The sequence below is a fragment of the Mesorhizobium sp. P3_B5 genome (assembly GCF_056402815.1).
This window is the reverse complement of sequence record NZ_JBFUGR010000014.1, coordinates 59,227-82,506: the sequence shown is the minus strand read 5'-3', so window position 1 is coordinate 82,506 and position 23,280 is coordinate 59,227. Positions and strand designations below refer to the sequence as shown.

Annotated in this window: 24 protein-coding genes and 1 tRNA gene; 11 read left to right on the top strand and 14 right to left on the bottom strand. The window is 62.7% G+C overall.

Translation table 11 applies throughout. The annotated features are described in order from the left end of the window. Positions 1–90 precede the first annotated feature (90 nt). The 3 genes from AC1DVW_RS25730 (at position 91) to hflX (ending at position 2,734) form a co-directional block, all read left to right on the top strand. Positions 91–954: a D-amino-acid transaminase gene (locus tag AC1DVW_RS25730; RefSeq protein ID WP_477326850.1), complete on the top strand. Its 864-nt coding sequence runs from the start codon at positions 91–93 to the stop codon at positions 952–954. A gap of 145 nt (positions 955–1,099) precedes the next feature. Further along, the gene (hfq, locus tag AC1DVW_RS25725; RefSeq protein WP_006202172.1) at positions 1,100–1,345 is read left to right on the top strand and encodes an RNA chaperone Hfq; all 246 of its coding nucleotides are present in this window, start codon (positions 1,100–1,102) and stop codon (positions 1,343–1,345) included. Further along, a complete protein-coding gene (hflX, locus tag AC1DVW_RS25720; RefSeq protein WP_477246780.1) occupies positions 1,346–2,734 on the top strand; it encodes a GTPase HflX in 1,389 nt (462 codons plus the stop codon). A 6-nt stretch (positions 2,735–2,740) separates the two neighbouring features. Here the strand turns inward: hflX and mazG are convergent, their stop codons facing one another. Further along, complete coding sequence (gene mazG / locus AC1DVW_RS25715) at positions 2,741–3,565, bottom strand: nucleoside triphosphate pyrophosphohydrolase (RefSeq protein WP_477246782.1); 825 nt, start codon at positions 3,563–3,565, stop codon at positions 2,741–2,743. Between the two features lie 89 nt (positions 3,566–3,654). Beyond that, positions 3,655–4,839, bottom strand: coding sequence for an amino acid aminotransferase (locus tag AC1DVW_RS25710; RefSeq protein WP_477326848.1), 1,185 nt, complete (start codon positions 4,837–4,839; stop codon positions 3,655–3,657). Between the two features lie 182 nt (positions 4,840–5,021). Between AC1DVW_RS25710 and AC1DVW_RS25705 the strand changes: the two genes are divergently transcribed. Continuing rightward, positions 5,022–5,894, top strand: a complete 873-nt coding sequence (locus AC1DVW_RS25705; protein ID WP_477326846.1) for an aldose 1-epimerase family protein — start codon at positions 5,022–5,024, stop codon at positions 5,892–5,894. A 50-nt stretch (positions 5,895–5,944) separates the two neighbouring features. Here the strand turns inward: AC1DVW_RS25705 and AC1DVW_RS25700 are convergent, their stop codons facing one another. After that, complete coding sequence (locus tag AC1DVW_RS25700) at positions 5,945–6,151, bottom strand: DUF1127 domain-containing protein (protein ID WP_477326874.1); 207 nt, start codon at positions 6,149–6,151, stop codon at positions 5,945–5,947. Positions 6,152–6,341: 190 nt separating this feature from the next. On the opposite strand from AC1DVW_RS25700, the gene AC1DVW_RS25695 reads away from it, so the two are divergent. Next, entirely contained in the window at positions 6,342–7,856 is a 1,515-nt protein-coding gene (locus AC1DVW_RS25695) for a winged helix-turn-helix domain-containing tetratricopeptide repeat protein (RefSeq protein WP_477326844.1), read from the top strand. Positions 7,857–7,889: 33 nt separating this feature from the next. On the opposite strand, the gene AC1DVW_RS25690 is transcribed toward AC1DVW_RS25695, so the two are convergent. Together AC1DVW_RS25690 and AC1DVW_RS25685 are read right to left on the bottom strand one after the other, a co-directional pair. Next, entirely contained in the window at positions 7,890–8,282 is a 393-nt protein-coding gene (locus AC1DVW_RS25690; RefSeq protein WP_477326842.1) for a GFA family protein, read from the bottom strand. A gap of 99 nt (positions 8,283–8,381) precedes the next feature. Continuing rightward, positions 8,382–9,293, bottom strand: coding sequence for an arginase family protein (locus tag AC1DVW_RS25685; RefSeq protein WP_477326840.1), 912 nt, complete (start codon positions 9,291–9,293; stop codon positions 8,382–8,384). A gap of 218 nt (positions 9,294–9,511) precedes the next feature. Here AC1DVW_RS25685 and AC1DVW_RS25680 point away from each other — a divergent pair, with 218 nt between their 5' ends. Continuing rightward, entirely contained in the window at positions 9,512–10,018 is a 507-nt protein-coding gene (locus AC1DVW_RS25680) for a hypothetical protein (RefSeq protein WP_477326838.1), read from the top strand. Positions 10,019–10,193: 175 nt separating this feature from the next. Beyond that, positions 10,194–10,955: a GNAT family N-acetyltransferase gene (locus AC1DVW_RS25675; RefSeq protein WP_477326836.1), complete on the top strand. Its 762-nt coding sequence runs from the start codon at positions 10,194–10,196 to the stop codon at positions 10,953–10,955. 13 nt (positions 10,956–10,968) lie between these two features. On the opposite strand, the gene AC1DVW_RS25670 is transcribed toward AC1DVW_RS25675, so the two are convergent. The 7 genes from AC1DVW_RS25670 to AC1DVW_RS25640 all read right to left on the bottom strand — a co-directional run bounded on the left by AC1DVW_RS25670 (position 10,969) and on the right by AC1DVW_RS25640 (position 18,506). After that, positions 10,969–11,787, bottom strand: a complete 819-nt coding sequence (locus tag AC1DVW_RS25670) for an MBL fold metallo-hydrolase (protein ID WP_477326834.1) — start codon at positions 11,785–11,787, stop codon at positions 10,969–10,971. Between the two features lie 3 nt (positions 11,788–11,790). Further along, the gene (locus AC1DVW_RS25665) at positions 11,791–12,579 is read right to left on the bottom strand and encodes a TatD family hydrolase (protein WP_477326832.1); all 789 of its coding nucleotides are present in this window, start codon (positions 12,577–12,579) and stop codon (positions 11,791–11,793) included. Beyond that, positions 12,579–14,129: a methionine--tRNA ligase gene (gene metG / locus AC1DVW_RS25660; RefSeq protein WP_477326830.1), complete on the bottom strand. Its 1,551-nt coding sequence runs from the start codon at positions 14,127–14,129 to the stop codon at positions 12,579–12,581. Before metG ends, AC1DVW_RS25665 begins: the two co-directional genes overlap by 1 nt. Before the next feature lie 80 nt (positions 14,130–14,209). Continuing rightward, positions 14,210–15,265 carry a DNA polymerase III subunit delta' gene (locus AC1DVW_RS25655; protein ID WP_477326828.1) on the bottom strand — a complete coding sequence of 352 codons (1,056 nt, stop codon included), beginning with the start codon at positions 15,263–15,265 and terminating at the stop codon, positions 14,210–14,212. Beyond that, on the bottom strand, positions 15,262–15,936 hold the full coding sequence (gene tmk, locus AC1DVW_RS25650; RefSeq protein WP_477326872.1) for a dTMP kinase: 675 nt from the start codon (positions 15,934–15,936) through the stop codon (positions 15,262–15,264). The genes AC1DVW_RS25655 and tmk overlap by 4 nt, the downstream gene beginning before the upstream one ends. Positions 15,937–16,007: 71 nt before the next feature. After that, on the bottom strand, positions 16,008–17,174 hold the full coding sequence (locus tag AC1DVW_RS25645; protein WP_477326826.1) for a D-alanyl-D-alanine carboxypeptidase family protein: 1,167 nt from the start codon (positions 17,172–17,174) through the stop codon (positions 16,008–16,010). 102 nt (positions 17,175–17,276) lie between these two features. Next, the gene (locus tag AC1DVW_RS25640; protein ID WP_477326824.1) at positions 17,277–18,506 is read right to left on the bottom strand and encodes a septal ring lytic transglycosylase RlpA family protein; all 1,230 of its coding nucleotides are present in this window, start codon (positions 18,504–18,506) and stop codon (positions 17,277–17,279) included. A 249-nt stretch (positions 18,507–18,755) separates the two neighbouring features. On the opposite strand from AC1DVW_RS25640, the gene AC1DVW_RS25635 reads away from it, so the two are divergent. Both AC1DVW_RS25635 and AC1DVW_RS25630 read left to right on the top strand, forming a co-directional pair. Then, entirely contained in the window at positions 18,756–19,025 is a 270-nt protein-coding gene (locus tag AC1DVW_RS25635) for a phage baseplate assembly protein V (protein WP_477246807.1), read from the top strand. A gap of 206 nt (positions 19,026–19,231) precedes the next feature. Further along, positions 19,232–19,321, top strand: a tRNA-Ser gene (locus AC1DVW_RS25630). A gap of 156 nt (positions 19,322–19,477) precedes the next feature. On the opposite strand, the gene AC1DVW_RS25625 is transcribed toward AC1DVW_RS25630, so the two are convergent. Then, positions 19,478–20,998, bottom strand: coding sequence for an aldehyde dehydrogenase family protein (locus AC1DVW_RS25625; protein ID WP_477326822.1), 1,521 nt, complete (start codon positions 20,996–20,998; stop codon positions 19,478–19,480). 148 nt (positions 20,999–21,146) lie between these two features. Here AC1DVW_RS25625 and adhP point away from each other — a divergent pair, with 148 nt between their 5' ends. Together adhP and AC1DVW_RS25615 are read left to right on the top strand one after the other, a co-directional pair. Further along, positions 21,147–22,220: an alcohol dehydrogenase AdhP gene (gene adhP / locus AC1DVW_RS25620; RefSeq protein WP_477246903.1), complete on the top strand. Its 1,074-nt coding sequence runs from the start codon at positions 21,147–21,149 to the stop codon at positions 22,218–22,220. Positions 22,221–22,411: 191 nt separating this feature from the next. After that, the gene (locus AC1DVW_RS25615) at positions 22,412–22,702 is read left to right on the top strand and encodes a hypothetical protein (protein ID WP_477326820.1); all 291 of its coding nucleotides are present in this window, start codon (positions 22,412–22,414) and stop codon (positions 22,700–22,702) included. Between the two features lie 226 nt (positions 22,703–22,928). On the opposite strand, the gene AC1DVW_RS25610 is transcribed toward AC1DVW_RS25615, so the two are convergent. Further along, complete coding sequence (locus AC1DVW_RS25610) at positions 22,929–23,195, bottom strand: hypothetical protein (protein WP_477326818.1); 267 nt, start codon at positions 23,193–23,195, stop codon at positions 22,929–22,931. Positions 23,196–23,280 lie beyond the last annotated feature (85 nt).

The window sequence follows — 23,280 nt, the reverse complement described above, 5'->3', positions numbered from 1 at the left end:
GGCCCAGCTCGCCGTGGCCCACGCAATTGTCGGTTACGGCGGCGGCGGAATCGCCTAAAGACAGCCGGGTCTATTCTCGAGGGTTTCTGAATGCCGCGCATTGCCTATGTGAACGGGCGCTACGTCGCCCATGCCGACGCTGCCGTGCATATCGAAGACCGTGGCTATCAGTTCGCCGACGGCGTCTACGAGGTCTGCGAGGTGGCACGCGGCTTCATCGTCGACATGCCGCGCCATCTCGCACGGCTGAACCGCTCGCTGACCGAATTGTCGATTGCCTGGCCGGTCACCCAAGGTGTGCTGCCGCTCATCCTGCGCGAAGTGGTCAACCGCAACCACGTCACCAACGGCCTGGTTTATGTCCAGGTGACGCGCGGCGTCGCTAGCCGGGACTTTGTTTTCCCGGCGGCGGACACCAAGCCGTCCCTGGTGGTGACCGCCAGGAAGGCCGATCCGGCGGCTGGAGCAAAGCGAGCCGAGACCGGCATCGCCGTCATCACCGTGCTCGAGAACCGGTGGGACAGGGTCGACATCAAGACGGTTGGACTGCTGCCCAATGTATTGGCCAAGCAGAAGGCCAAGGAAGCCGGCGCCCAAGAAGCGTGGTTTGTCGACATCGACGGCAACGTCAAGGAAGGCGGCTCATCGAACGCTTGGATCGTCACGCGGGATGGTGTTCTGGTCACCAGGCCAGCCGAGCATGGCATCCTGCGCGGCATCACCCGCACGACGCTGTTCGAGGTGGCAGCCAAGCTCGGCTTAAAGATCGAGGAGCGGGGTTTTTCGGTCACTGAGGCCAAGGCCGCGCGCGAGGCTTTCATCAGTTCAGCGACGACAATTGCCATGCCTGTCGTGGCCATCGATGGCGATCCGGTCGCCAACGGACATCCCGGTTCTGTGACACTTTCGTTGCGGCAGGCCTTTTTTGACATTGCGGAAAAAAGTCCAGCCTGATAACCGCACAGGTGGAATGCACATCAATATATCTCGTTCTGCTTGTCGTTACTGACGGCAAGAGGGGGTTTGCGCGCTTGACATGTGCCGTTTAGTTTGGCGCACTGGGCTGCAAACCGAAGGGGATCGGCGAAAGACAAGAACAATGGCGGAACGATCGCAAAACCTTCAGGACCTGTTCCTGAACTCAGTTCGCAAGAGCAAGAACCCACTCACCATCTTCCTGATCAACGGCGTCAAGCTGACCGGCGTGGTCACTTCGTTCGACAATTTCTGTGTCCTGCTGCGGCGTGACGGTCATTCTCAGCTCGTCTACAAGCACGCCATTTCCACGATCATGCCGAGCCAGCCGGTTCAGATGTTCGATGGCGAGGAAAGCCAGGGCGCCTGATTGGCACGTGAGAAAGACGCGGACGCTACAGTTCGCGGAAAACCAACGCATCATCCCGGGACGGAAGCCAAGGGCCCGACCCGGGCCGTTGTCATTGTGCCCGTCCTTACCCGCCACCAGCGCAATGACGACGAGACGAACCGTCCACGGCTGACGCGTTCGGCCGAGGCCCGCCATGACGAAGCGGTCGGCCTTGCGCGCGCCATCAACCTCGATCTGATCCACACGGCGGTGGTGACCGTCAACGATCCACGCCCGGCGACCTTGCTCGGCAGCGGCAAAGTCGCGGAGTTCGCCGAGATCGTCAAAGAGGGGCACGCGGAAGTGGTCATCGTCGACCATCCGCTGACGCCGGTGCAGCAGCGCAATCTCGAAAAAGAGATGAACGCCAAGGTGTTGGACCGCACCGGGCTGATCCTCGAGATATTCGGAGAGCGCGCGCGGACCAAGGAAGGCACGCTGCAGGTCGAGCTTGCGCATCTCAACTACCAGAAGGGCCGGCTCGTACGCAGCTGGACCCACCTGGAACGCCAGCGCGGTGGCGCCGGCTTCCTCGGCGGCCCCGGCGAAACGCAGATCGAGTCCGACCGGCGGCAGTTGCAGGAGAAGATCATTAAGCTGAAGCACGAGCTGGAAACGGTGCGGCGCACGCGTGACCTGCACCGCGCCAAGCGCAGGAAGGTGCCGTTCCCGGTGGTGGCGATTGTCGGCTACACCAATGCCGGCAAGTCGACGCTGTTCAACAAGGTGACCGGAGCAGACGTGCTGGCGGAGGATATGCTGTTCGCCACGCTAGATCCGACGCTGCGCCGGGTGCGCCTGCCGCATGGCACGCCGATCATCCTTTCGGACACGGTCGGTTTCATCTCGGATCTGCCGACGCATCTGGTCGCCGCCTTCCGGGCAACGCTGGAAGAGGTGGTCGAGGCCGACCTCGTCATCCATCTGCGCGACATCTCCGATCCCGACACCGCCGCGCAGGCGGAGGATGTCGAGCGCATCCTGGCCGATCTCGGTGTCGATGCCGGCGACGCCAAGCGCGTCATCGAAGTCTGGAACAAGATCGACCGGCTCGACGAAGGCAACCGGGCGAGGCTGCTTGCCGACGGTGCTGACGGCAAGGCGCCGCCGGTCGCCATATCGGCGGTTACCGGTGAGGGCATCGATGCGCTGAAGGCGATCATCGAGACACGGATGTCGGGCGAACTGGAGGAGTTGACCGTGACGATCAAACCGGCGCAGTTCGGGCTTGTCGACTGGCTCTACCGCAATGGCGACATCGTATCGCGCGCCGACAACGAGGATGGCAGCACAACCATCTCGCTCATGGCCACGCACAGCGCCAAACAAGAGATCGAAAGCCGTTTGCACCGTAAAAACAACGGTTAGCGGCTTTTATTTAGCGCTCTTGGCTTGCTGCCAGAGTGCTTCCATTTCGTCCAGAGTCGCCTTTTCCAGCGTGCTGCCGGAGCTTTCCAGCGCGCGCTCGACATAGTTGAAGCGCGAGCGGAATTTTTCATTGGTGCCGCTGAGCGCCGCTTCGGAATCGAGCTTGAGGTGGCGGCCGAGATTGACGACCGCAAACAGCATGTCGCCGAATTCGTCCTTGATCGAGGCGGTGTCGCCCTTGGCCAGCGCCTCGCGCAATTCACCGATTTCCTCCTCGATCTTGTCGAGGATCGGTGCCGCCTCGCTCCAGTCAAAGCCGACGCGGGCCGCCTTTTCCTGAAGTTTGAGCGCGCGGGTCAGCGCGGGCAGGGCGACCGGCACACTGTCGAGAAAACCCTTGCCGTTGTCCTCGGGATCGAGCCCACGGGCGAGGCGGGCGCTTCGCTTTTCGGCCCTTTCTTCGCCCTTGATCCTTTCCCACATGCCCTTGGCCATGCCGGCGCTGCGCGCCTCTTCGTCGCCGAAGACATGCGGATGGCGCCGGATCATCTTTGTGGTGATGGCCTGGACGACATCGCCGAAGGCGAATTCGCCGACCTCCTGCGCCATTTGCGCGTGATAGACGACCTGCAGCAGCAGGTCACCGAGCTCGTCGCGCAGGTCGTCGAGATCGCCGCGCGCGATCGCGTCCGCCACCTCATAGGCTTCCTCGATCGTGTAGGGGGCGATGGTCGAGAAATCCTGCTCGATGTCCCACGGACAGCCGGTCTTCGGCGCCCGCAACGCCGCCATGATCTCGATCAGCCGGGAAATGTCTTGCGAAGGTTTCATCGGCCGGATGCTATCCTGCACCCGGTCGCGCGGCCAATGCCGTCAGCCGGCGAGGGCGCATTGTCCACAGTTGAGCAGGACGAGCCGTGTCAGTCGAGGACGGAGACGATCGCCTTGGCCAGGTCATCCATGCCGTCCTCCGGCAGGCCGGCGACGTTGATGCGGCTGTCGCCGACCATGTAGACGCCATGTTCGGCACGCAGCCGCTCGACCTGCGCCTCGCTGAGGCCAAGCCGGGAAAACATGCCGCGGTGGCTGGCGACGAAATCGAAGCGATCGGAATTGGACTGCCGCCGCAGCGCCTCAGCGAACGCCACGCGAAGCCTGAGCATGCGCAGGCGCATGTCTTCCAGCTCCGCTTCCCAGTCGGTGCGCAGCGTGTCGTCTTCAAGCACGATGCGCACCGCGGCAGCGCCGTGGTCCGGCGGCATCGAATACATGGCGCGCGCCGCCGACAGCATCTGGCTCATCGCCACGTCGGCTTGCGCGGCGTCCTTGGCCAGCACCATCGCCGCGCCGACGCGGTCGCGATAGACGGCAAAGTTCTTCGAGCAGCTCGAGGCAACGACCATTTCCGGAACTTTTGCGGCCAGCAGGCGCAACCCGGCGGCGTCGGCATCGAGGCCCTCGCCAAAGCCCTGATAGGCAATGTCGACAAAGGGCAGCAGGCCGCGCTCGACCAAGAGATCGGCGATCTCGGCCCACTGCGTGATGTCGAGATTGGCGCCAGTCGGGTTGTGGCAGCAACCGTGCAGCAGCACGACGTCGCCGCTCTTTGCGGTGCGTAGCGCAGCCAGCATGTCGGCGAAGCGCACGGCACCGGTGGCGGCGTCAAAATAGGGATACTCGCGGATCTGCAGGCCAGCGGCACGCATCACCGGCATGTGGTTCGGCCATGTCGGGTCCGACAGCCAGATCGTGGCATCGGAGCGCGTGCGCTTCAGCAATTCGGCCACCAGCCGCAACGCGCCGGAGCCGCCCGGCGCCTGCGCGGCGCGGATGCGCGTCAGGTCGGCCGCGGGGCCAAAGGCCAGCTTCGCCATCACCGTGTTGAAAGCCGTGTCGCCGGCAAGGCCGAGATAGGTCTTGGTGTCCTGGCTTTGCAGCAGCCGCTTTTCGGCCTCGCGCACGGCATGCATGACTGGCGTCTTGCCATCGCGATCCTTGTAGACGCCAACGCCGAGGTCGACCTTGCCGGGGCGTGGATCGGCGCGATAGAGGCCGATCAGGGCAAGGATCTTGTCCGTGGGGGCAGGCTGGAGGTCTTCGAACATCGGCGCGGTTCCGTTGGCGGCGGAGTGATACGCAAATCGGCCGTGCTTCGCCAGCGCTTTCATTTGCGCCAGGTCTCAAACGAGTCGGTTCCTGTAGACCGCGATCTCAACAGCTTTGAGTCTATCAAGGCTTTTGCTAACCTGCGGCCACATCAGCCCATAGATCTGCCACGCGAGGGAAAGTGTCACAGGACAGTCAGACGCTCGAGGCCAACGGCATCTCGGCGACCATAGTCGCGCAGGGCGCCGAACTGGTCTCGCTTCGAAACACTGAAGGGGTCGAGTTCCTTTGGCAGGCGGGTCCGGCCTGGCCGCGTCATTCGCCGGTGCTGTTTCCGATCGTCGGCCGGCTGAAGGGAGATCAACTGCGCCATCGCGGCCAGCTTTATCCGCTGACGCAGCACGGATTTGCTCGCGACAAACGGTTTGACTGGGCGGAGAGGGGGCCTCGATCCTGTACGCTGGTTCTCACCGATGACGCTGATAGCCGCGCACGCTACCCGTTCGCTTTTCGCTTGGCCGTGACTTACACGCTCGAGCGCCGGCAAGTTGGCATAGCTTTCGAGATCACCAACACCGGCGACGAGCCGCTGCCGGCGTCGATCGGGGCGCATCCGGCATTCAACTGGCCATTGCTGCTGGATCTGCCCAAGGAAGCTTACCGGCTGGACTTTGCCAATGCCGAGCATGCGCCGATCCGCCGGCTGAAAGACGGCTTGCTGCTGGCAGCGCCACAGCCCACGCCTGTCGAAGGCAAGGTTCTCGCGCTGTCCGAACGGCTGTTTGACGAGGATGCCGTCATCATGGATCGACCGGCCAGCAGCAGCGTGCGCTACGCCGCCGACCGGGGTCCGGCGATTGAGGTCTCGTGGCAGGGATTTCAGGAACTCGGCATCTGGTCCAAGCCGGGGGGTGCGCCGTTCCTGTGCATCGAACCCTGGCACGGCATCGCAAGCCCGGCGGATTTCGATGGCGAGTTCACCGACAAGCCGGGCATCATGCCGATTGCGCCGGCCGAGAAGCGCGAGCTGAGCTATCAAATCCATCTGCGTTAGACGCGGTACACAGCTCGGTCGGGCGCTCGCGTGTGGTTGCAGCACTCGCCCTATGCTTGCCAGAAGCGCTTAGCGGTCTCTGCCTCGACCTGCCGTTTCGTCAGGCCGATATCGTCGATCAGATGCGGATTGTCCTTCGCCATTTGCCTGAGTTGCCAGCGAAAGTGTATCCGCTCGCGCCAGCTCCCATCACGCCAGGTCGCGATGAGGCTTCGCAGGGTCTTCAGGTGCCGACGCCACGTCGGCGCCGCGGGCATTCCCGGGCGCGCTGCCTGACACGAGGCCGGCGCAAGAGTATTGGTCATGGCAACCTCCATATGGTTTGAGGGACCCATTCTGTTGAAGTCTGGGGCCCTCGACCTGAATGAGGCTGAATTCTGCCGGATACGGACGGCGCGGTACTTAAGCCCTCCCAAATAGTTCTCAAAAGTTCCAAACCGGCTATAGATGCGCCTTATGCAGGGATCGCGCTTTGCCTTTGGTCCGTTCGTGCTTGATTCCGCTGCGGGAACGCTGCTTCGGGACGATGTTCCCATTGCCGTTGGCTACCGCGGGCTGAAGCTGCTTGCGGCGCTCGTCGGACGGCCGGGTGAAATCCTTGGCAAGGCCGAGTTGATGGATGCGGCGTGGCCGGGCACGGCCGTCGAGGAAGGCAACCTCACCGTCCAGATCGCGCAGCTGCGCAAGCTGCTGGGTCCGCCCGCCGAAGGCGAATGGATCTCCACGGTTCCGCGCGTCGGCTACCGCTTCACCGGGGCCGTCGAACAGCTCGCTGGCGTGAAGCCAAAACCTTTGCCGCTGCCCGACAAACCATCGATAGCCGTGCTGCCCTTCGTCAATTTCAGCAACGATCCCGAGCAGGGGGCCTTCGCGGATGGGTTGACCGAAGACCTGATCACCGACCTGTCGAGGGTCTCCGGCCTGTTCGTTATCGCCCGCAACTCGACCTTTGCCTACAAGGGAAAGGCGATGGACGTGCGTGAGATCGCTGAGGATCTTGGTGTGCGCTATCTGCTGGAGGGGAGCGCAAGACGCGCCGCGGGGCGCGTGCGCATCAACGCCCAGCTGGTCGACGCGAAGAGCGGCGAGCACCTATGGGCGGAACGCTTCGATCGCAGCCTGGAGGATATCTTTGCCGTTCAGGACGAGGTGACGGCCAAGATCGTGGAGGCGTTGCTCGGCCGGCTGCGAGCACCGCCGCCGCGCAACCGGCCCAACAATCTCGAGGCCTACGATCTCTGCGTGCGCGCGCGCAAGCTCATCGATGATTCGCCGCAGACGGCGCGGGAAGCGCATCTGATGCTGACGCGCGCGGTTTCGCTCGATCCTGACTACGCCGAAGCCTATCGCTGGCTCGCCATGAACCACTGGATGGGATGGGTGCATTGGGGCGAACCCATTGAACCCAACCGCAGCCTTGCCCTGGAACTGGCGCGGAAAGCCGTGGCGATCGACCCCAACGATGCCGGCTGCCATTGGGTGCTGGGCAACCTGCTGGCCTATGAACGCCGCTTCGCCGAGGCGGATGCGGAGTTCGCCAAGGCCTTCGCGCTCGACCCCAACGAGGCCGACGCCTGGGCGACATTGTCCGACATCACGATCCTGGGCGGGCGGGTGGAGGAGGGGCTCGAGCAGATTCGCAAGGCGTTCCGGCTGAACCCGTTTCCGGCAAGCTGGTACTATCTGACGCTCGGCCAGGCGCAATATGCGGCGCGCGATTACGAGGCCGCTGTCGAAACACTGCGCCGGGACGAGACCTATCGTACAAGCTCACGCCGTTTCCTGGCGGCAAGCCTTGCGCAACTCGGCCGGCTCGACGAGGCGCGCGCGGAGGTTGAAATGTTCCTCGTCAGCAACCCGCATTTCACAACCCGCCACTGGGTCATGACGGAGCCATTCCGTGACGACGCTATGCTTGAGCATTTCGTTGATGGCTTCCACAAGGCTGGCCTGCCGGACTGACGCACCGGCGTATGAAGGCGCTGTCCGGGCGGGCTAATCCTCAGAGCGGCCCGTGGCGTCACGACCGCGCGCGTATCGTGTCGTAAGCGGAAACGGCGGCAACCAGGACTCGCGACGGACGGTCCAGCTTTCGTAGGTTGGCATCAATTGGTCAGGGGCATCCAGGGATCCCAGATGCACTTCGATTTCGTCGGCGCTGCGTGCGAAAACGGACGAGCCGCAACGGGGACAGAAAAACCGGCCGAGATAGTCGCGTGTTTCGCCCTCGATGGTCACCGCATCCTGCGGGAACACCGCCGCAGCGTAGAAGAGGGCGCCATGATGCTTGCGGCAGTCGAGACAGTGACAAATGCCGACCCGGTATGGGGCACCAGACGCCACGAATCGGACGTCGCCGCACAGGCAACCGCCGGTGAATCGCTCCATGCTCCCGTCTCCTCTGAAATCAAGCGGTCGGAATGGCTACGACGAACGGCACTGTCATTGCAAATGCCGGTCGGCTGGAGCGCGCTTCTGTGACGGGGCTCAAACCTGCCTGACAATGCGCCCGATCACGTTAACCAGAAGCCGCGCGGCGGTGAGGGCCGTGACGCCGTCGATATCGGCGTACGTCTGGAATTCGATGAGGTCGAAGCCGGCAAGGCGCCCGCGCTGGCTCACCCCCTCGATCAGTCCGATCGCCTGTTGATAGGTCAGCCCGCCAGGCGTGCGACCGGCGACGCCCGGCATCACGCTGGGATCGAGCCCGTCGCAGTCGAGTGTCACGACCACACGCGCGCCCTCGGGTATGTGCCTGAGGGCGGCGTCGATGCCCTCCGCGTTGATCTGGCGCGCCGTTACGAGGTGCGCGCCCCAATGCCTAGCGGTCTGGACCTCCAGGGGGCGGGCACTGCCAAGCCCGCGGATACCCGCCTGCACGATGCCGGCGACATGGGGCATCTCGCTTGCCCGGCGCATGGTGCTGGAATAGCCCAAGGGTTCGCCAAAGCGCTCGTCGCGCCAGTCGATATGGGCATCGATCTGCAGGATCCAGATCGGGCCATGATCGGCAAATCCGGCGATGAAGGGGATCGGCACGGAATCATCGCCCCCGATCATCAGCGGTGCGGCGCCGGCGGCAAGGATGGCTCGCGTCTTCTGTTCGATCAGCTTGCGGTTTCCGGCACTGTCCAGGACCGACGTCGGCAGATCGCCGGCATCGACGCAGCACGTCTCACGGCCTTCGAAGAGCGGGCCGCCAAGGTCGAAGTCCCAACTGTCGAGGAACTGCACATCGCCCTGGCTGGCGGCGCGGATGGCGGCCGCCGCGCCGGCGAAACCTGTGGGATCAGCGCCGGGATAGGTGCTGCCATGTGGCGCGCCGAACAGCACGATGCGCGGTTGCACGCCGTCGGACAGATGCGCGGGAAAATCGAGAAAGCTGGGATGCGGAGGCATGTCGGATTTCCTTGCTGAGTTTGGCGTAAGCTCGTCGGGGTTGCGTAACCCGATCGGGTGCGTTCCAGTTTAGCTTCCCGTCTTTAGCTTCTCATCCCGAGCTTCTCATCCCCGTTCGTGACATTGAAGAGACCGGCAGTTCTCTACCGCATCGCGGATATTGCCTTACGTCAGTAAGCGTAGTCATAGTGCGTCTACTCTAAATCGGACTGACAGATTTGAGCGATCGCCGAGCGAACGAAACTGTTGCCGCACAAGGGCCGCTGCCGCCCGCCACGAAGTCAAGCTGCATCGTGATGGCGACTGCTGCTTTCCTTTCAATCGCCGCTGCGAGCGCTTCCGGCCTTGCGCCTGCCCAACTCGTCGAGACCTACATTAACCTCTCGATCGAGAATCCGGAAAAGGCCAAAACTTTGCTGACGCCTGATGCAGTCTGGATCATATTTGACTTCGGTGGGGATTTGGCAGGGGTTTTTCCAGAGTTTGTAAAACATCTTCCTGAAGCGGATTGTTCGAAGTTTCTCTTTCAAACAGAACGAAAAGCCACCAGCGACTCAGGTGTTGTTGCCGACGTTGTCAAAGTTGAGTGGACATGTGCCAAGCCAACGGAGTTCATGCTGGCATCGAATGTACTGCGCTTCGTCGTTGTCCAACAAAAAATAGCAATGGTGGTGGTTGAAGATCCGCCCGGCTACCGTGAAAGCCGGGGACTGCCGCCGCTCTAAGATGCTGAACTTTCGCATCTCAATATGGCTACCGGAGTTGTCGTCGGAAAGTCGCATAAGATAGATTATGGAACTGATGCATTGGCCTGCAGCTGGAAATTGCTGCGGATTTTCATAGGCTTGGCACGATCGACGCGTGTTGCCTTGAGCCGTTGGCCGAGGTTACGCTGCACGGATGACGACAGCAAAGCGTGAGATCGAAGCGGCGATCGAAGTGTTCGTGCACGGCTACAGCATCGGCAAAAGCCGCACCTTTCCATACGAGGCCAACCGCGTGGGGCCATTGTGGCTGATGCGCGATGCGCCGCGCAAGAATGCGCGCGACTACCGTGGCGAGGAATGGATCGTCCATGACATGGCCGCCGAGGCAGCCGATACAATCGTGCGGCAGCACGCACGGCCGGGCTTTGCGATTTCCGTGGTGATCGCGAACGACGAGCCGGATCAGCCGGTGCGAACCGCATACAAGGCTCTCGGCTACCGGCTGCTGCGTACCGAAGGCTTTTTCGTCCAGTCGCTGCGCCGGATACCGAGCCCGCCGGCTGTGGTTTCGATCGAACGCGTGCAGACAGCCGAGCGCGCGGCGCAACTGGGAAAGATCATACGCAGACGGCCGATAGCCGACGATCTGCTCGGCGACGGTGCGCCGTTCCGCCAATATGTGGCGGTTGATGGCGACGCCATTGTCGGGCGCGTGCGCAGCGTCGATGCCGTCGGCGCCACCTGGTGCGAGGCCATGTATGTCGAACCTTCGCACCGGCGCCGCGGCATTGGTCAGGCACTGATGTCCAAAATGTTGCACGACGACCAGGCCCGTGGGTCGCGGTGCTCGGTGCTGATGGCGACGCACGCTGGGGCGCTGCTCTATCCCCGCATGGGATATGAGCGGATTGGGACGCTGCTGATATTCGGACCAACGAGCCGAAAGTCCTCATGAAGCGCTATTCGTATCACACTGACTCATAAGGTATTTCGATCGTCATGCCGTCATAGGCCGGCTCGACATTGTCAGGCGTCTCGGCCATCACCGTGGCATAGTCGAGCGGCACGTGCATATGCGTCAGCACGGCACTCTTCGGCGCCAGTTTTTCGATCCAGCCAAGCGCCTGGCCGAGCGACAGATGGCTGGGATGCGTGTTGTACTGCAGCGCGTCGATGACCAGCACGTCCAGCCCACGCAGACGCTCGGCAGTGGCATCCGGGAAGTCGATGATATCGGGGCAATAAGCCAGCCCGCCAATGCGAAAACCCAGCGATATGATATCGCCGTGGATCTGTGGCAGCGGCTCGAGGGTGAGGGCACCGCCCTCGCCTTCGATCACGACCGGCCTGGTGTGGTCGATGAGATGCGCCCGCACGATCGGCGGATAGGAGCTGCCCGGCGGCGTCTCGAAGCAATAGCCGAACGCTTGCCGCAGGCGCTGCATCGTCGGCTGGTCGGCATGGATATCGATCAGGTGGCGCTGCTCGAGCACGTAGCCGCGCAGATCGTCTATGCCATGGATGTGGTCGGCATGCGGATGCGTGTAGATGACCGCGTCGATGCGCTTGACCGACGCCAAGAGCATCTGTTCGCGGAAATCCGGTCCGGTGTCGATGACGACCGTGGTTCTGCCGCCTTTCGCCGCGATGCGCTCAACCAGTGCCGCGGTGCGCATACGGCGATTGCGTGGATTGGCCGGATCGCAATTGCCCCAGTCGCCGGTGATGCGCGGCGTGCCAGGCGACGAGCCGCAGCCGAGAATGGTAAGGCGCAGCCGGTCGCTCATGCGTCAGGCGCTCCGCATATCCGGCATTTTCCGGAAAAGGCGGAAGACATTGTCGGTGGTGATGGTGGCAATCTCGGCCTCGCTGACGCCGATCGCCTCGGCCAGCACCTTGGCGGTGTTGGCGACGTAGGCAGGCTCGTTGCGCTTGCCGCGAAACGGCATCGGCGCCAGATACGGCGCGTCGGTTTCGACCAGCAGCCGGTCATGCGGCACATCGGCGGCGATGGCGCGCAGCTCGGCCGAGTTCTTGAAGGTCAGGATGCCGGAGAAGGAGACATAGCCGCCCAGCGCGACGCCGACCTCAGCCAGCCGGCGCCCTGAGGAAAAGCAGTGCAGGATGAAAGGGAAGGCGCCCTTCCCTGTTTCGTCCTCGAGGATCGCCGCCATGTCATCGTCGGCATCGCGCGAATGGATGACCAGCGGCAGGCCGGTCTGGCGGGCGGCGGCGATGTGGGTGCGAAAACCCTGCGCTTGCGCATCGCGCGGTGCTTTGTCGTAGAAGTAATCCAGCCCGGCCTCACCGATGGCCACCACTTTCGGGTGCGCCGACAGCCGGACAAGATCCTCCACCGTCACATCCAGCTCTTCGGCGGCATTGTGCGGATGGGTGCCGACGGAGCAATAGACTTCGTCGAAAGTTTCAGCGATCTCAAGCACTTGTGGAAACCGCTTCACGCGCGTTGAGATCGTCACCATGCGGCCGATGCCGGCCGCCTTGGCGTGGGCGACGATGGCCGCCCGCTCCTCGGCGAAATCAGGAAAATCCAGATGGCAGTGACTGTCGACCAGCATCAGGCGTTCGCGTCCGGCTGCTCGACATAGCGCGGAAACACCCCCTCAGGCGCGGGCAATGTCGTGCCGGGCGCCAGCGCATAGTCGGCATGGACATGTGCGAACTGGCGCGTGTCGGTCGGCACCGCCAGCAGGTCGAGCAGCTTCGCCGCCGACCCCGGAATGTAGGGCTGGCACAGCAGCGCCACGCGCCGCACAAGCTCGGCGGTCGTCCACAGCACCGTTTCCATACGCGCCGGGTCGGTCTTCTTCAGCGCCCAGGGTGCCTGCGAGGCGAAGTAGCGATCGGCTTCCGCCACCACGTTGAAGATCCCCGCCAGCGCCAAATGGATGCCCTGCTCCGACATCGTCTTGCGCGCTGTGCCGAGCGCGTCCACCGCCTGATCGAGGATGGCGCTGTCGGCATCGGTCAGTTCGCCGCGCTGCGGCACCACGCCGCCGCAGTTCTTGGCGATCATCGACAGCGAACGCTGCGCCAGATTGCCGAGACCATTGGCGAGGTCGGCATTGGTGCGGTTGACGATCGCATCATGGCTGTAGCTGCCGTCCTGGCCGAACGGCACCTCGCGCAGGAAGAAATAGCGCACCTGGTCGAGGCCGTAGTGCTCGACCATGGTGAACGGATCGACGACGTTGCCGACCGACTTCGACATCTTCTCACCGCGGTTGAACAGGAAGCCGTGGGCGAAGACACGCTTCGGCAGCTCGATGCCGGCCGACATCAGGAAGGCCGGCCAATAGACCGCGTGGAAGCGGACGATGTCCTTGCCGATGATGTGCGTGGCCGGCCAGTAGTTCCATTGCTCGGATTTGGTGTCGGGATAGCCGGCGGCGGTGATGTAGTTGGTCAAGGCATCGACCCAGACATACATGACGTGCTTGTCGTCGCCGGGCACCGGCACGCCCCAATTGAAGGTGGTGCGCGAGATCGAGATATCCTTGAGGCCGGATTTGACGAAGCTCGCGACCTCGTTGCGGCGCTCGGACGGACCGATGAAATCGGGCTGGTTTTCATACAGCGCCAGCAATTTGTCCTGATAGGCGGAAAGCCGGAAGAAATAGCTTTCTTCCTCATTCCATTCGACAGGGGAGCCGAGCGGCTCGCGGCGCACGCCGTCATCGCCGAGCGTGGTTTCGCTCTCTTCGAAATAGGCTTCCTGGCGAACCGAATACCAGCCGCTATAGCGGTCGAGATAGATGTCGCCATTGGCCGCCATCGCCTTCCAGATCGCCTGGCAGGATGCGTAGTGGCGTGGTTCCGTCGTGCGGATGTACTCATCGTTCGAGCCACCGACCGTCTCGGTCATCGATCGGAAGATCGCCGAATTGCGGTCGGCCAGCGCCAGCGGCGTGATGCCTTCCTTCTCGGCCGTCTGCTGCATCTTGAGGCCGTGTTCGTCGGTGCCGGTGAGGAAGAACACGTCCTTGCCGTCAAGGCGCTGGAAGCGGGCCAGCGCATCGGTCGCAATGACCGTATAGGCGTGGCCGATATGCGGCTTGCCGTTCGGATAGAAAATCGGTGTCGTCAGATAGTATTTTTCGCGTGACATGAATGACCGTCATGAATGTCTGAATGAAGGTGTGGCGGTGGATATCGCATCGAGACGGCGATTGCCATCCCGGGAAACCGTCACATTCGCATCGCAGAATTCAGGCGGTCGATCATGGTCAGGGCGTGCTGCTTCTTGTCGAGATTGTAGGTATCGGTTTCAGATATAGCGTTCAGCGCCTCGTGCCAAGTATCCGACAGTGTTTTTGCTCGCGCCAGGTCGCCGGCCAGTGCAGCCTCGCTGGCACTGGTAGAGAGCAGATCGAGCGCCCGGCGGTTGAAAATGTCGAACTGGATCGCCTGGTCGCGACCCGCGACTGCTTCCGCAAGCCGATAGGCGCCGGCGACATCGCTCTCTTTCGCCGACACCAGGGCGTCGAGGGTGCCGGCGATCTCCAATCCGCCATACTGCGTCAGCAGGATGGCGTTGCGGGCGCTGCCCCCTGCCCGCTCGGCCAGTGCCGCACGCGCCGCCGAATCCCTAGGTGGCGGCGGCTCGACACCTTCCAGCACGGTCATCAAGTCCTCGGCGTCCAGCGGCGTCAGCCGCACCATCTGGCAGCGCGACCGGATTGTCGGCAGCAGACTGCCCGGCGCGTGGACGATGAGGATGAACAGAGTGCGCGCCGGCGGCTCCTCAAGATTCTTCAGCAAGGCATTGGCGGCGTTGGTGTTCATGTCGTCGGCCGGGTCGACGATCACGACGCGGTAGCTGCCGTCATGCGAGGTCAGCGACAGGAAGCGGCTGACCTTGCGGATCTCGTCGACGGTGACGACCGTCTTGAAGCTCTTGGTCTTGTCGTTCGCCGGCCGGGTCAGATGCAGCACCGAAGGATGCGCGCCGATGGCGATCTGGCGAAACAGGGATGAGGCCGGATCGGGAACGGCAAAGGTCTCGGGCGCATGTTCGAACGCCGGATGCTTCAAAAGGTGGTGCGCCAGGTGAAAGGCAAGCGTCGCCTTGCCGATGCCGACCGGCCCGGCAAAGATCAGCGCGTGCGGCAGCTTTCCCGAGCGATAGGCGGCGGCGAGCATGTTGGCAACCTGCAGATGCCCGACCAGACGCGGCGTTTCCGACGGCTCCGGCACGCCGTCCAGCGTGTCATGCTGTTCAGGGGCGATGCGTTCGAAGATCATGCCGGCGCCGCCTGTCTGTTGTGCGCCGGCGATATTGTCTCGAGCGCTGCGAACACGGCTGATGTGACGACATTTTCCACCGTGTCGGGGTCGGCGGACGCATCGATGACGATGCAGCGCTCCGGTTCCGCTGCGGCGATCGCCAGAAAGGCTTCGCGGCGGCGCTGGTGGATGGCGAGCGTTTCCTTTTCGAAACGGTCCGGGCCGGCGTCCGCGCCGCGCCTTGCGGTGGCGCGCCGCAGGCCCTCGGTCGGATCGATGTCGAAGATCAGTGTCATGTCGGGCACCATGCCGTTGATGGCGACCTGTTCCAGCGCCTCCATGAATGCCGGATCGAGATTGCCGGTGACGCCCTGGTAGACGCGCGAGGAATCCAGGAAGCGATCGCAAAGCACGATCGAGCCGCGCTCGACTGCCGGCCGGATGACCTGTTCGACATGGTCGGAGCGGGCGGCGGCGAAAAGCAGCGCCTCCATCTTAGGCCCGAACGGTTCGGCAGCGCCGGAAAGCAGGACATGCCTGACCGCCTCGGCGCCCGGCGATCCCCCCGGTTCGCGGGTGACGAGGACATCGTATTTCTTGGCGCGCATTTTCCTGGCCAGCCGCTCGATCTGCGTCGACTTGCCGGCTCCTTCGCCGCCTTCGAAGGTAATGAAAAATCCGCGCGCCAATCGAAAACCTTTGTCCATGCTTGCGGCAACCGTATTAGTCCCGGTTGGAGGGAAGGTCCACCAGAACGCTGCTAACGCAGCCAGCCGACGGCCAGTTCCTTGGCGGCATCCAGCGCGCGTTGCGGCAGCGTGCCAACGCCAACCGACTCGGCGGCAAAAAGCGGCGTCTCCTGGCTCAGCGTGTCGCCGATCCAGACGCGCAGCGCACCAACCGGTTGCCCCTCCTCTATCGGTGCGGCCACCGGCCCGTTGTAGACGATCTTCGCCGTCAGCTTGTCGCGATTGGTGATAGGCAGGAAGATGTCGACTGGCCCCTTGGCCTTCAGCGCCACGCCGGACTTGGCGCCGCCGAAAACCTGGGCCTCGCCGACCACTTCGTCCTTGGCGAAAATCTCGGTCTTCTCGAAGGAGCGAATGCCCCAGTCGAGCAGCTTTCGCGCTTCCTCCGAGCGCTCGCGGTCGCTCGCCAGCCCGCTCATTGCCGCGATCACCCGCTTGCCATCGTGGCTGACCGAGCCGACGATGCCAAAGCCTGACGCCTCGCTCATGCCGACCGCCAGCCCGTCGGCGCCGATACCCATCGCCAGCAATGGGTTGCGGTTCCTCTGCGCGATCTTGTTCCAGGTGAAATCTGCCTGGCTATAATAGCGGTAGAGGTCCGGATAATCGCGCCAAAGATGCAAAGCGAGCTGCGCAAGCTCGCGCACGGTCGTCTGCTGGCCGTCGGCCGGCAGGCCGGTCGAGTTGACGAAAGTCGATTTCTGCAGGCCGATCTGGCGGGCGCGCTCGGTCATCTGCGCCGCGAAATTCTCTTCCGATCCGGCCATGCCTTCGGCCAGCACCATGCAGCCATCATTGGCGGCCTGGACGGTGATACCCTGGATCAGGTCCTCGACCCGGATCGAGGATTTCAGTTTTGCAAACATCGTCGACGTGCCCGACGGCGCGCCACCCTTGCGCCAGGCATTCTCCGAGACCACGAATGTATCCTCGAGCCCCATGCGACCGGACTTGATGGCGTTGAAAACCACTTCCATGGTCATCAGCTTGGCCATCGACGCCGGCGGCATCAATTTGTCAGCATCCTTGGCAAACAGCACCGTGCCGGTTTCGGCATCGATCATGAAGGCTTGTGCCGCCTTGGTCTCGAAAAGCTGCGCGTCGGCAGGGACCAGCGAAAGCAGCAGAAGACCAAGACCCAGGAGCCCGGCGAGAGGCTGAGATAAGCGAAATCGCATGAGAGATTCGACCCGTTAGCCGGCGTGGCGCCAGCTTTGCAAGGCTATCAGGCTTTTTCCCGGCGGATCAACCGCCGATCGGGAAACCGGCCGGCTTTCGGATCAGTTGCGCACCACAAGCGCGTCGGGCGCGCCATGCGACCACGCCGCCTGCAGCATCTCGTCCAGGCTGCGGTGGCCGTCGGGATAGAGATTGACCGAATACCAGTCCTTGCCGTCGAGCTCGGAGCGCTGGATTTCGGTCTTGCCGAAGCCGGCAAGCTCAGCCGCCACGCGCTTCGCCTCGGCGGCATCCTCGAACGAACCCGCCGCGACGTAGTCCGTCACCGAGGCGGCTGGCGAGGCTTGCCGCTTCCACGACTGCAGGACGTCGGCCGGCGACATGCCGTCGCCGTCGAGCGAGGCAAAGACATCGGCGGCGCGATGCACGCGCTCGTCCGCATACCCCAGTGACGCCACCGCAAACGGCGATTGGCGCGGCATATTGATGTCCGGACGCTCCGGCACGATCGGCCCGAAATCAGGCAGCGTCACATCACTGAACGCCGGCGTCTGCGCCGACAGGGCTGGCTGCGCCTCAAACGCCTGTCCGGTGTTCGTCAATTCGCCAGGAAACGCCACGGTCGTCGCGCCTACGGGCAGGCTCGGCGACGGGCCGTTCATGGCGACCATGACGCCGGTCGGCAGGCCATCGGACGGATCCGGCGCCCGGTTGCCGGGGTGGTAGGAAGCCATCAGATACTGGTCGTCATCGCCGTCGAGCGGCGCACGGCCAATATATTCCACTTTGACCCTTGCCGTGCCGACCTTGGCATAGTCGAGCATTTCGGCGGCGCGTTCCGAGACATCGATGATGCGTCCCTCATGGTAGGGGCCGCGGTCGTTGACGCGCACGATGACCGAACTTCCGGTCTCGGTGTTGGTGACGCGGGCATAGCTCGGCAGCGGCATGGTCGGATGCGCCGCCGTCAGATGCGTCATGTCGTAGACTTCGCCATTGGCGGTCAGCCGGCCATGGAATGCGTCACCATACCAGGAGGCCAGACCAATCTTGGCGTAGTGCTTGTCTTCCCTGGGATAGTACCACTTGCCGCGCACCTGATAGGGCTTGCCCAACTGGTCGCGGCCCCCGCCGCGCCGCATGTATTGGACGCGCGGGCTGGCTTTCACGCCATACTCGGTCTCGGCAAAATATTCCTTGGAGCGGGGTTTCCTGTCGACCATGGCTTTCGGCTGCGGCGGCGATGCGCAAGCGGCCAGCAAGGCAGCCGACGCCGCGAACAGCACGAAAGTGGAAGCGCGACGAAGACGCGGGCGCGCCGTGGTCTGCATTTTTTCTGACGTCCCCTACAGTCTCGACACGGGCGCTGCATTTGCGCGTCCAAAGACGCCAGAGCACTTATCCGACAAATGTCGTAACGCCCTGATCCCCAATCCCTTTGTGCGCAGGAATTGTTTATCAGCGTATTAACCGATTATGTCCGGAACCGGGCGAGATTGTGGCACCCTGCCCGGCCTGCCGGTTGATGATGGCTTTCCATTTCGCGATGTGTTGATGTGCGACATGACGGAGACGCGCCAATGCCGCCGCAGAAAATGTACGGGCTCTACCCAGCCATCGTCGTTGACGACCAGGATCCCGACGCGTTGTTCCGCATAAAGGTGCGTAGGCCCGACATAGGCGCAGACCAGGGCAGTTGGGCTGCCGCATGCCTGTCAGTCGCCGAGCTTGCCACCCAAGCAGTCGCGCTTCCTCCCAAGCAATCGCAGGTCTGGATAATGTACGCCGCCGGCGACCCAATGCGACCAGTCTGGATCGGATGTGGATTTTCGGCGCTCGACCGGCGATAGACCGAGCATGCGGCATGCACATCACGGCCGTTCCTCGATCGGCATTGCGCTGGATCTCTTCCGTATCTCATGCCAGGAATGCAGAACAGGTTGACGCTGCAATCCTGCGCGCGGTAAAGGCCAAGGCACCAAAGGCCATTCAGTAGCAAACGGGTACAGAGATCAAAGAAAGGTCGCTGCAAAACCGGAAAAGCCAACGAAGCCTTGGAGGGATGGCCGAGCGGTTTAAGGCACCGGTCTTGAAAACCGGCGTGGGTGCAAGCTCACCGTGGGTTCGAATCCCACTCCCTCCGCCAGATTCCTCAGGTCTGATCTCCATTCAAATAGCTGTAGGGAAAAGCTTTCTTTCCTTTGAGTAAGAGAATTTTACAGCGAAGCAGCTTCCACGGCTCTTGGGCCGGGCCGGATGGATTTCGCAATTCCAACCAGTTCCCGGCCCGATCACTGAACGCTCAGAAAAAACCGAGTGCCCTGGTCGAGTAGCTGACCAGTAGGTTCTTTGTCTGCTGATAGTGGTCGAGCATCATCTTGTGGTTTTCCCGCCCGAAACCGGAAGCTTTGTAGCCACCGAAGGCGGCATGGGCGGGATAGGCGTGATAACAATTGGTCCACACCCGCCCGGCCTGGATGCCGCGCCCTACCCTGTAGGCGTCGTTACCATTGCGCGACCAGACGCCGGCGCCCAGACCGTAGATGGTATCATTGCCGATACGGATCGCGTCCTCGACGGTCTTGAACGTCGTAACCGACAGCACCGGGCCAAAAATCTCCTCTTGGAAGATCCGCATGCTGTTGTCGCCGCTGAACACAGTCGGCTTCAGAAAGTAGCCCTTGTCCAAGTCGCCACCGAGATGGGCGCGCTCGCCGCCGGTCAAGCATTTGGCGCCCTCCTGCTTGCCGATCTCGATATAGTCAAGGATCTTGGTCAACTGATCTCCGGAAGCCTGCGCGCCCATCTGCGTCAAAGGATCGAGCGGATCGCCGACCTTGATCTTTGCAACGCGGGCCACCGCGCGCTCCATGAATTTGTCGAAGATCGATTCCTGGACGAGCGCCCGCGATGGGCAGGTGCAGACCTCGCCTTTGTTGAAAGCAAAAAGGGCAAAGCCTTCAAGCGCCTTGTCGAAGAATTCGTCGTCGGCATCCATCACGTCGGCCATGAAGATGTTTGGCGACTTGCCGCCCAATTCCATGGTCTGCGGAATCAGGTGCTCTGCCGCATACCCCATGATCTGCCTCCCTGTCGTCGTCTCGCCGGTGAACGACACCTTGGAAATGCGCGGATTGGCGGCGATCGCCCGACCGACCGATCCGCCCGGGCCGGTGATGACGTTGAGCACGCCGGGCGGCAGGATGTCCGCGGTAAGATTGGCGAGGATCAAGAGCGTTAGCGGTGTGTTGGAAGCCGGTTTGATCACCGTGCAATTGCCGGCGGCAAGCGCCGGGGCAATCTTCCAGGCCGCCATAAGCAGCGGGAAGTTCCAGGGAATGATCTGGCCGACGACGCCCAGCGGCTCCTTGAAGTGATAGGCGACAGTGTCGTCATCGATTGTGGAAATGGAGCCTTCGTCGGCTCGGATACAACCAGCGAAGTACCGGAAATGATCGATGGCAAGCGGCACATCGGCGCTCCGCGTCTCGCGGATCGGCTTGCCGTTGTCCAGCGTTTCGGCCAGCGCCAGCAGCTCGAGATTCTCCTCCATCCGATCGGCGACCTTGTTGAGCAGCCGCGACCGCTCGGCCGGTGACAGGCGCGCCCATCCGTCCTTGGCCTTGTAGGCTGCATCGAGCGCCGCTTCCACGTCCGCAGGCGTCGACTTCGCCACCTCGACGAGGCGTTGGCCGTTGATTGGGCTGTAGTCGGTGAAATACTGCCCGTCCAAAGGCGCGACCCATTTTCCACCGATGAAGTTGCCATAGCGGGCTGGAATATTTCCCTTGGAGCGGACGAGTTCGAGGGCGTGCTGGGACATGGCAATTTCCTTGTCTTGATGCCCGGGAACATTCCAAGGCCACGGAAACCCCAGCTTTATGCCCTGCCCCAAGACGCACATTGATTTCGGTCAAAGCACCTTCCGCCCCAGTGCCTAGTCTGCCCTCATCGACAAAGGAGTTGGATCCATGGTCAAGACGATGAAGGCCGCCGTCGTACGGGCATTCGGCAAGCCGCTTACGATCGAGGATGTGCCGGTGCCCGTACCGGGCCCAGGTGAACTGCTCGTCAAGGTTATCGCCTGCGGTGTTTGCCACACCGACCTGCATGCCGCTTCCGGCGACTGGCCGGTGAAGCCTGTGCCGCCCTTCATTCCCGGCCATGAAGTGGCGGGCGTTGTGGCTGCGCTCGGGCCGGGTGTGACAGATTTCAAGGAGGGCGATCCGGTCGGCGTAGCCTGGCTGCACGACGCCTGCCTGAGCTGCGAATATTGCGAGACCGGTTGGGAGACGCTGTGCGAGCATCAGCACGATACCGGCTATAGCTGCGATGGCGGCTTCGCCGAATATGTCATCGCCTCGGCAGCCTTTACCGCGCGCCTTCCAGTTGGTGTCGATTTCGCCCAGATGGCGCCGATCCTGTGCGCTGGCGTCACGACCTACAAGGGGTTGAAAGAGACCGAGGCACGTCCTGGCGAATGGGTGGCGATTTCAGGCATAGGCGGTCTCGGCCATGTGGCGGTCCAGTATGCCAAGGCGATGGGCTTCAAGGTCGTGGCGCTCGACGTCACGCCCGACAAGCTCGCCCTGGCGCGTGCCAGCGGAGCTGATGTGGCCATCGACGCCCGCTCTCCGAACGCAGTGGCCGATGTCCTCAAGGCGACAGGCGGCGGCGCCCACGGCATTCTGGTGACGGCCGTCTCGCCCCCCGCCTTCTCACAGGCGGTGCATATGGTGCGCCGCAAGGGTACGGTTGCCCTCGTCGGTCTGCCGGCGGGAGAATTCCCGACGCCGATCTTCGATGTCGTGCTGAAGCGCATTACCTTGCGCGGATCAATCGTCGGTACACGACGCGATCTCGACGAGGCCATTGCCTTTGCGGCCGAGGGCAAGGTGCGGGCCGAGATCACCAAGGCGCCGTTGAGCGACATCAACTCGGTCCTCGCGCGGCTCAAGGGAGGTAAGATCGAGGGCCGTATGGTGCTGGATCTCACCGCGCCGATAGAGACCAGCGCGAGGAAGACCGAAGCCGCTTATGCCTAAGCGGAACAGATACTCCGGAATCAATCGCGTATCTCTTCTGAGCGTCCGCGCCGCACCACCGGCGCGGATGTCCCGATCGCCATGCTTGCCGACGCGCCATTTGGTTGCGCCGCAAAAAGACGGCCAACTGGCTCTTGCGGAACCGCTGGCCGGGATGCGAGTCTCGCATGCCCTGCCCGAGGATATCGCCCATGTCCATCCCACTAACTGCTTTGACGACAGCAGCGATCCTGCTTGCCGCGACCGGCCTCACTGAGGCCCGGCCCGACACCCGCACGATGAGCTGCCAGCAGCTCCAGCAACTGATCCAGAGCCAGCGCGCCGTGGTGTTGACCACCGGCCCCAACACCTATGACCGCTATGTGAGGCAATTCGGCAACGAGTGCGACTGGCCTCAGGTGCCGATGTCGGCCTATGTCCCGACCCGTGACGGCCGCTGCCCGGTATACAAGTGCGACGAACCGGTTGGCCTTGTCCCGTGACGGCGACGGCTTCCCGCCAATTACCGATCGCCAGTTGCCGATCGCAAGGAGAATCTCGCCCGGCGCGCGAACCGGCTAGGGGTGTTGCGTCTGCCTTCAAAGGGCGCTGTCCTACCATTAGACGGAGCGGGAAAGGCGGGCTTTGCGTATTTCAGCGACCACCGGAAATGAAAAAACCCGCCATCGTGAGGCAGCGCTGGACAAAAGAAAGGCCCCGAAGCCGCCGTCAATAGCCAGTTTGAATCCACGGATCGGTGTCATACCCTAAGCGCGGATAATGATCCAGGAAGCTTGCGGCCCGATTTGACGGTCGCGCAACAACGGTGCCTGTCGATTTGCAATCCAGTTTCGGGGTCGGCTTGCTGCCAGCCTTCATACGAGCTGCCGAACACGAGGTTGCAGCCTGAGCGGTGGCCACCTTTTTCTTCTCTTTCGCAACAGCTGCTCCGGTGGCGGCCAATACCATTGCTACGCCAAAGACAACGAGTTTCATTGAAACGCCCTCACCCTGCACAATCCGTAATGATTGCGCCTAGTTAACGTTACGTCAACCACATTTTGTCCGCAACGACGGTGAA

What these genes read in the sequence shown, in the direction of transcription:
- AC1DVW_RS25695 (WP_477326844.1), top strand. Translation starts at nt 6,342, where the DNA reads ATGCGCCTTATGCAGGGATCGCGCTTTGCCTTTGGTCCGTTCGTGCTT.
- metG (WP_477326830.1), bottom strand. Translation starts at nt 14,129, where the DNA reads ATGTCACGCGAAAAATACTATCTGACGACACCGATTTTCTATCCGAAC.
- AC1DVW_RS25730 (WP_477326850.1), top strand. Translation starts at nt 91, where the DNA reads ATGCCGCGCATTGCCTATGTGAACGGGCGCTACGTCGCCCATGCCGAC.
- AC1DVW_RS25685 (WP_477326840.1), bottom strand. Translation starts at nt 9,293, where the DNA reads ATGCCTCCGCATCCCAGCTTTCTCGATTTTCCCGCGCATCTGTCCGAC.
- AC1DVW_RS25670 (WP_477326834.1), bottom strand. Translation starts at nt 11,787, where the DNA reads ATGAGCGACCGGCTGCGCCTTACCATTCTCGGCTGCGGCTCGTCGCCT.
- AC1DVW_RS25690 (WP_477326842.1), bottom strand. Translation starts at nt 8,282, where the DNA reads ATGGAGCGATTCACCGGCGGTTGCCTGTGCGGCGACGTCCGATTCGTG.
- mazG (WP_477246782.1), bottom strand. Translation starts at nt 3,565, where the DNA reads ATGAAACCTTCGCAAGACATTTCCCGGCTGATCGAGATCATGGCGGCG.
- adhP (WP_477246903.1), top strand. Translation starts at nt 21,147, where the DNA reads ATGGTCAAGACGATGAAGGCCGCCGTCGTACGGGCATTCGGCAAGCCG.
- AC1DVW_RS25665 (WP_477326832.1), bottom strand. Translation starts at nt 12,579, where the DNA reads ATGCTGGTCGACAGTCACTGCCATCTGGATTTTCCTGATTTCGCCGAG.
- AC1DVW_RS25675 (WP_477326836.1), top strand. Translation starts at nt 10,194, where the DNA reads ATGACGACAGCAAAGCGTGAGATCGAAGCGGCGATCGAAGTGTTCGTG.
- AC1DVW_RS25700 (WP_477326874.1), bottom strand. Translation starts at nt 6,151, where the DNA reads ATGCCCGCGGCGCCGACGTGGCGTCGGCACCTGAAGACCCTGCGAAGC.
- AC1DVW_RS25635 (WP_477246807.1), top strand. Translation starts at nt 18,756, where the DNA reads ATGCCGCCGCAGAAAATGTACGGGCTCTACCCAGCCATCGTCGTTGAC.
- AC1DVW_RS25645 (WP_477326826.1), bottom strand. Translation starts at nt 17,174, where the DNA reads ATGCGATTTCGCTTATCTCAGCCTCTCGCCGGGCTCCTGGGTCTTGGT.
- AC1DVW_RS25710 (WP_477326848.1), bottom strand. Translation starts at nt 4,839, where the DNA reads ATGTTCGAAGACCTCCAGCCTGCCCCCACGGACAAGATCCTTGCCCTG.
- AC1DVW_RS25625 (WP_477326822.1), bottom strand. Translation starts at nt 20,998, where the DNA reads ATGTCCCAGCACGCCCTCGAACTCGTCCGCTCCAAGGGAAATATTCCA.
- AC1DVW_RS25640 (WP_477326824.1), bottom strand. Translation starts at nt 18,506, where the DNA reads ATGCAGACCACGGCGCGCCCGCGTCTTCGTCGCGCTTCCACTTTCGTG.
- AC1DVW_RS25610 (WP_477326818.1), bottom strand. Translation starts at nt 23,195, where the DNA reads ATGAAACTCGTTGTCTTTGGCGTAGCAATGGTATTGGCCGCCACCGGA.
- AC1DVW_RS25615 (WP_477326820.1), top strand. Translation starts at nt 22,412, where the DNA reads ATGTCCATCCCACTAACTGCTTTGACGACAGCAGCGATCCTGCTTGCC.
- AC1DVW_RS25655 (WP_477326828.1), bottom strand. Translation starts at nt 15,265, where the DNA reads ATGATCTTCGAACGCATCGCCCCTGAACAGCATGACACGCTGGACGGC.
- hfq (WP_006202172.1), top strand. Translation starts at nt 1,100, where the DNA reads ATGGCGGAACGATCGCAAAACCTTCAGGACCTGTTCCTGAACTCAGTT.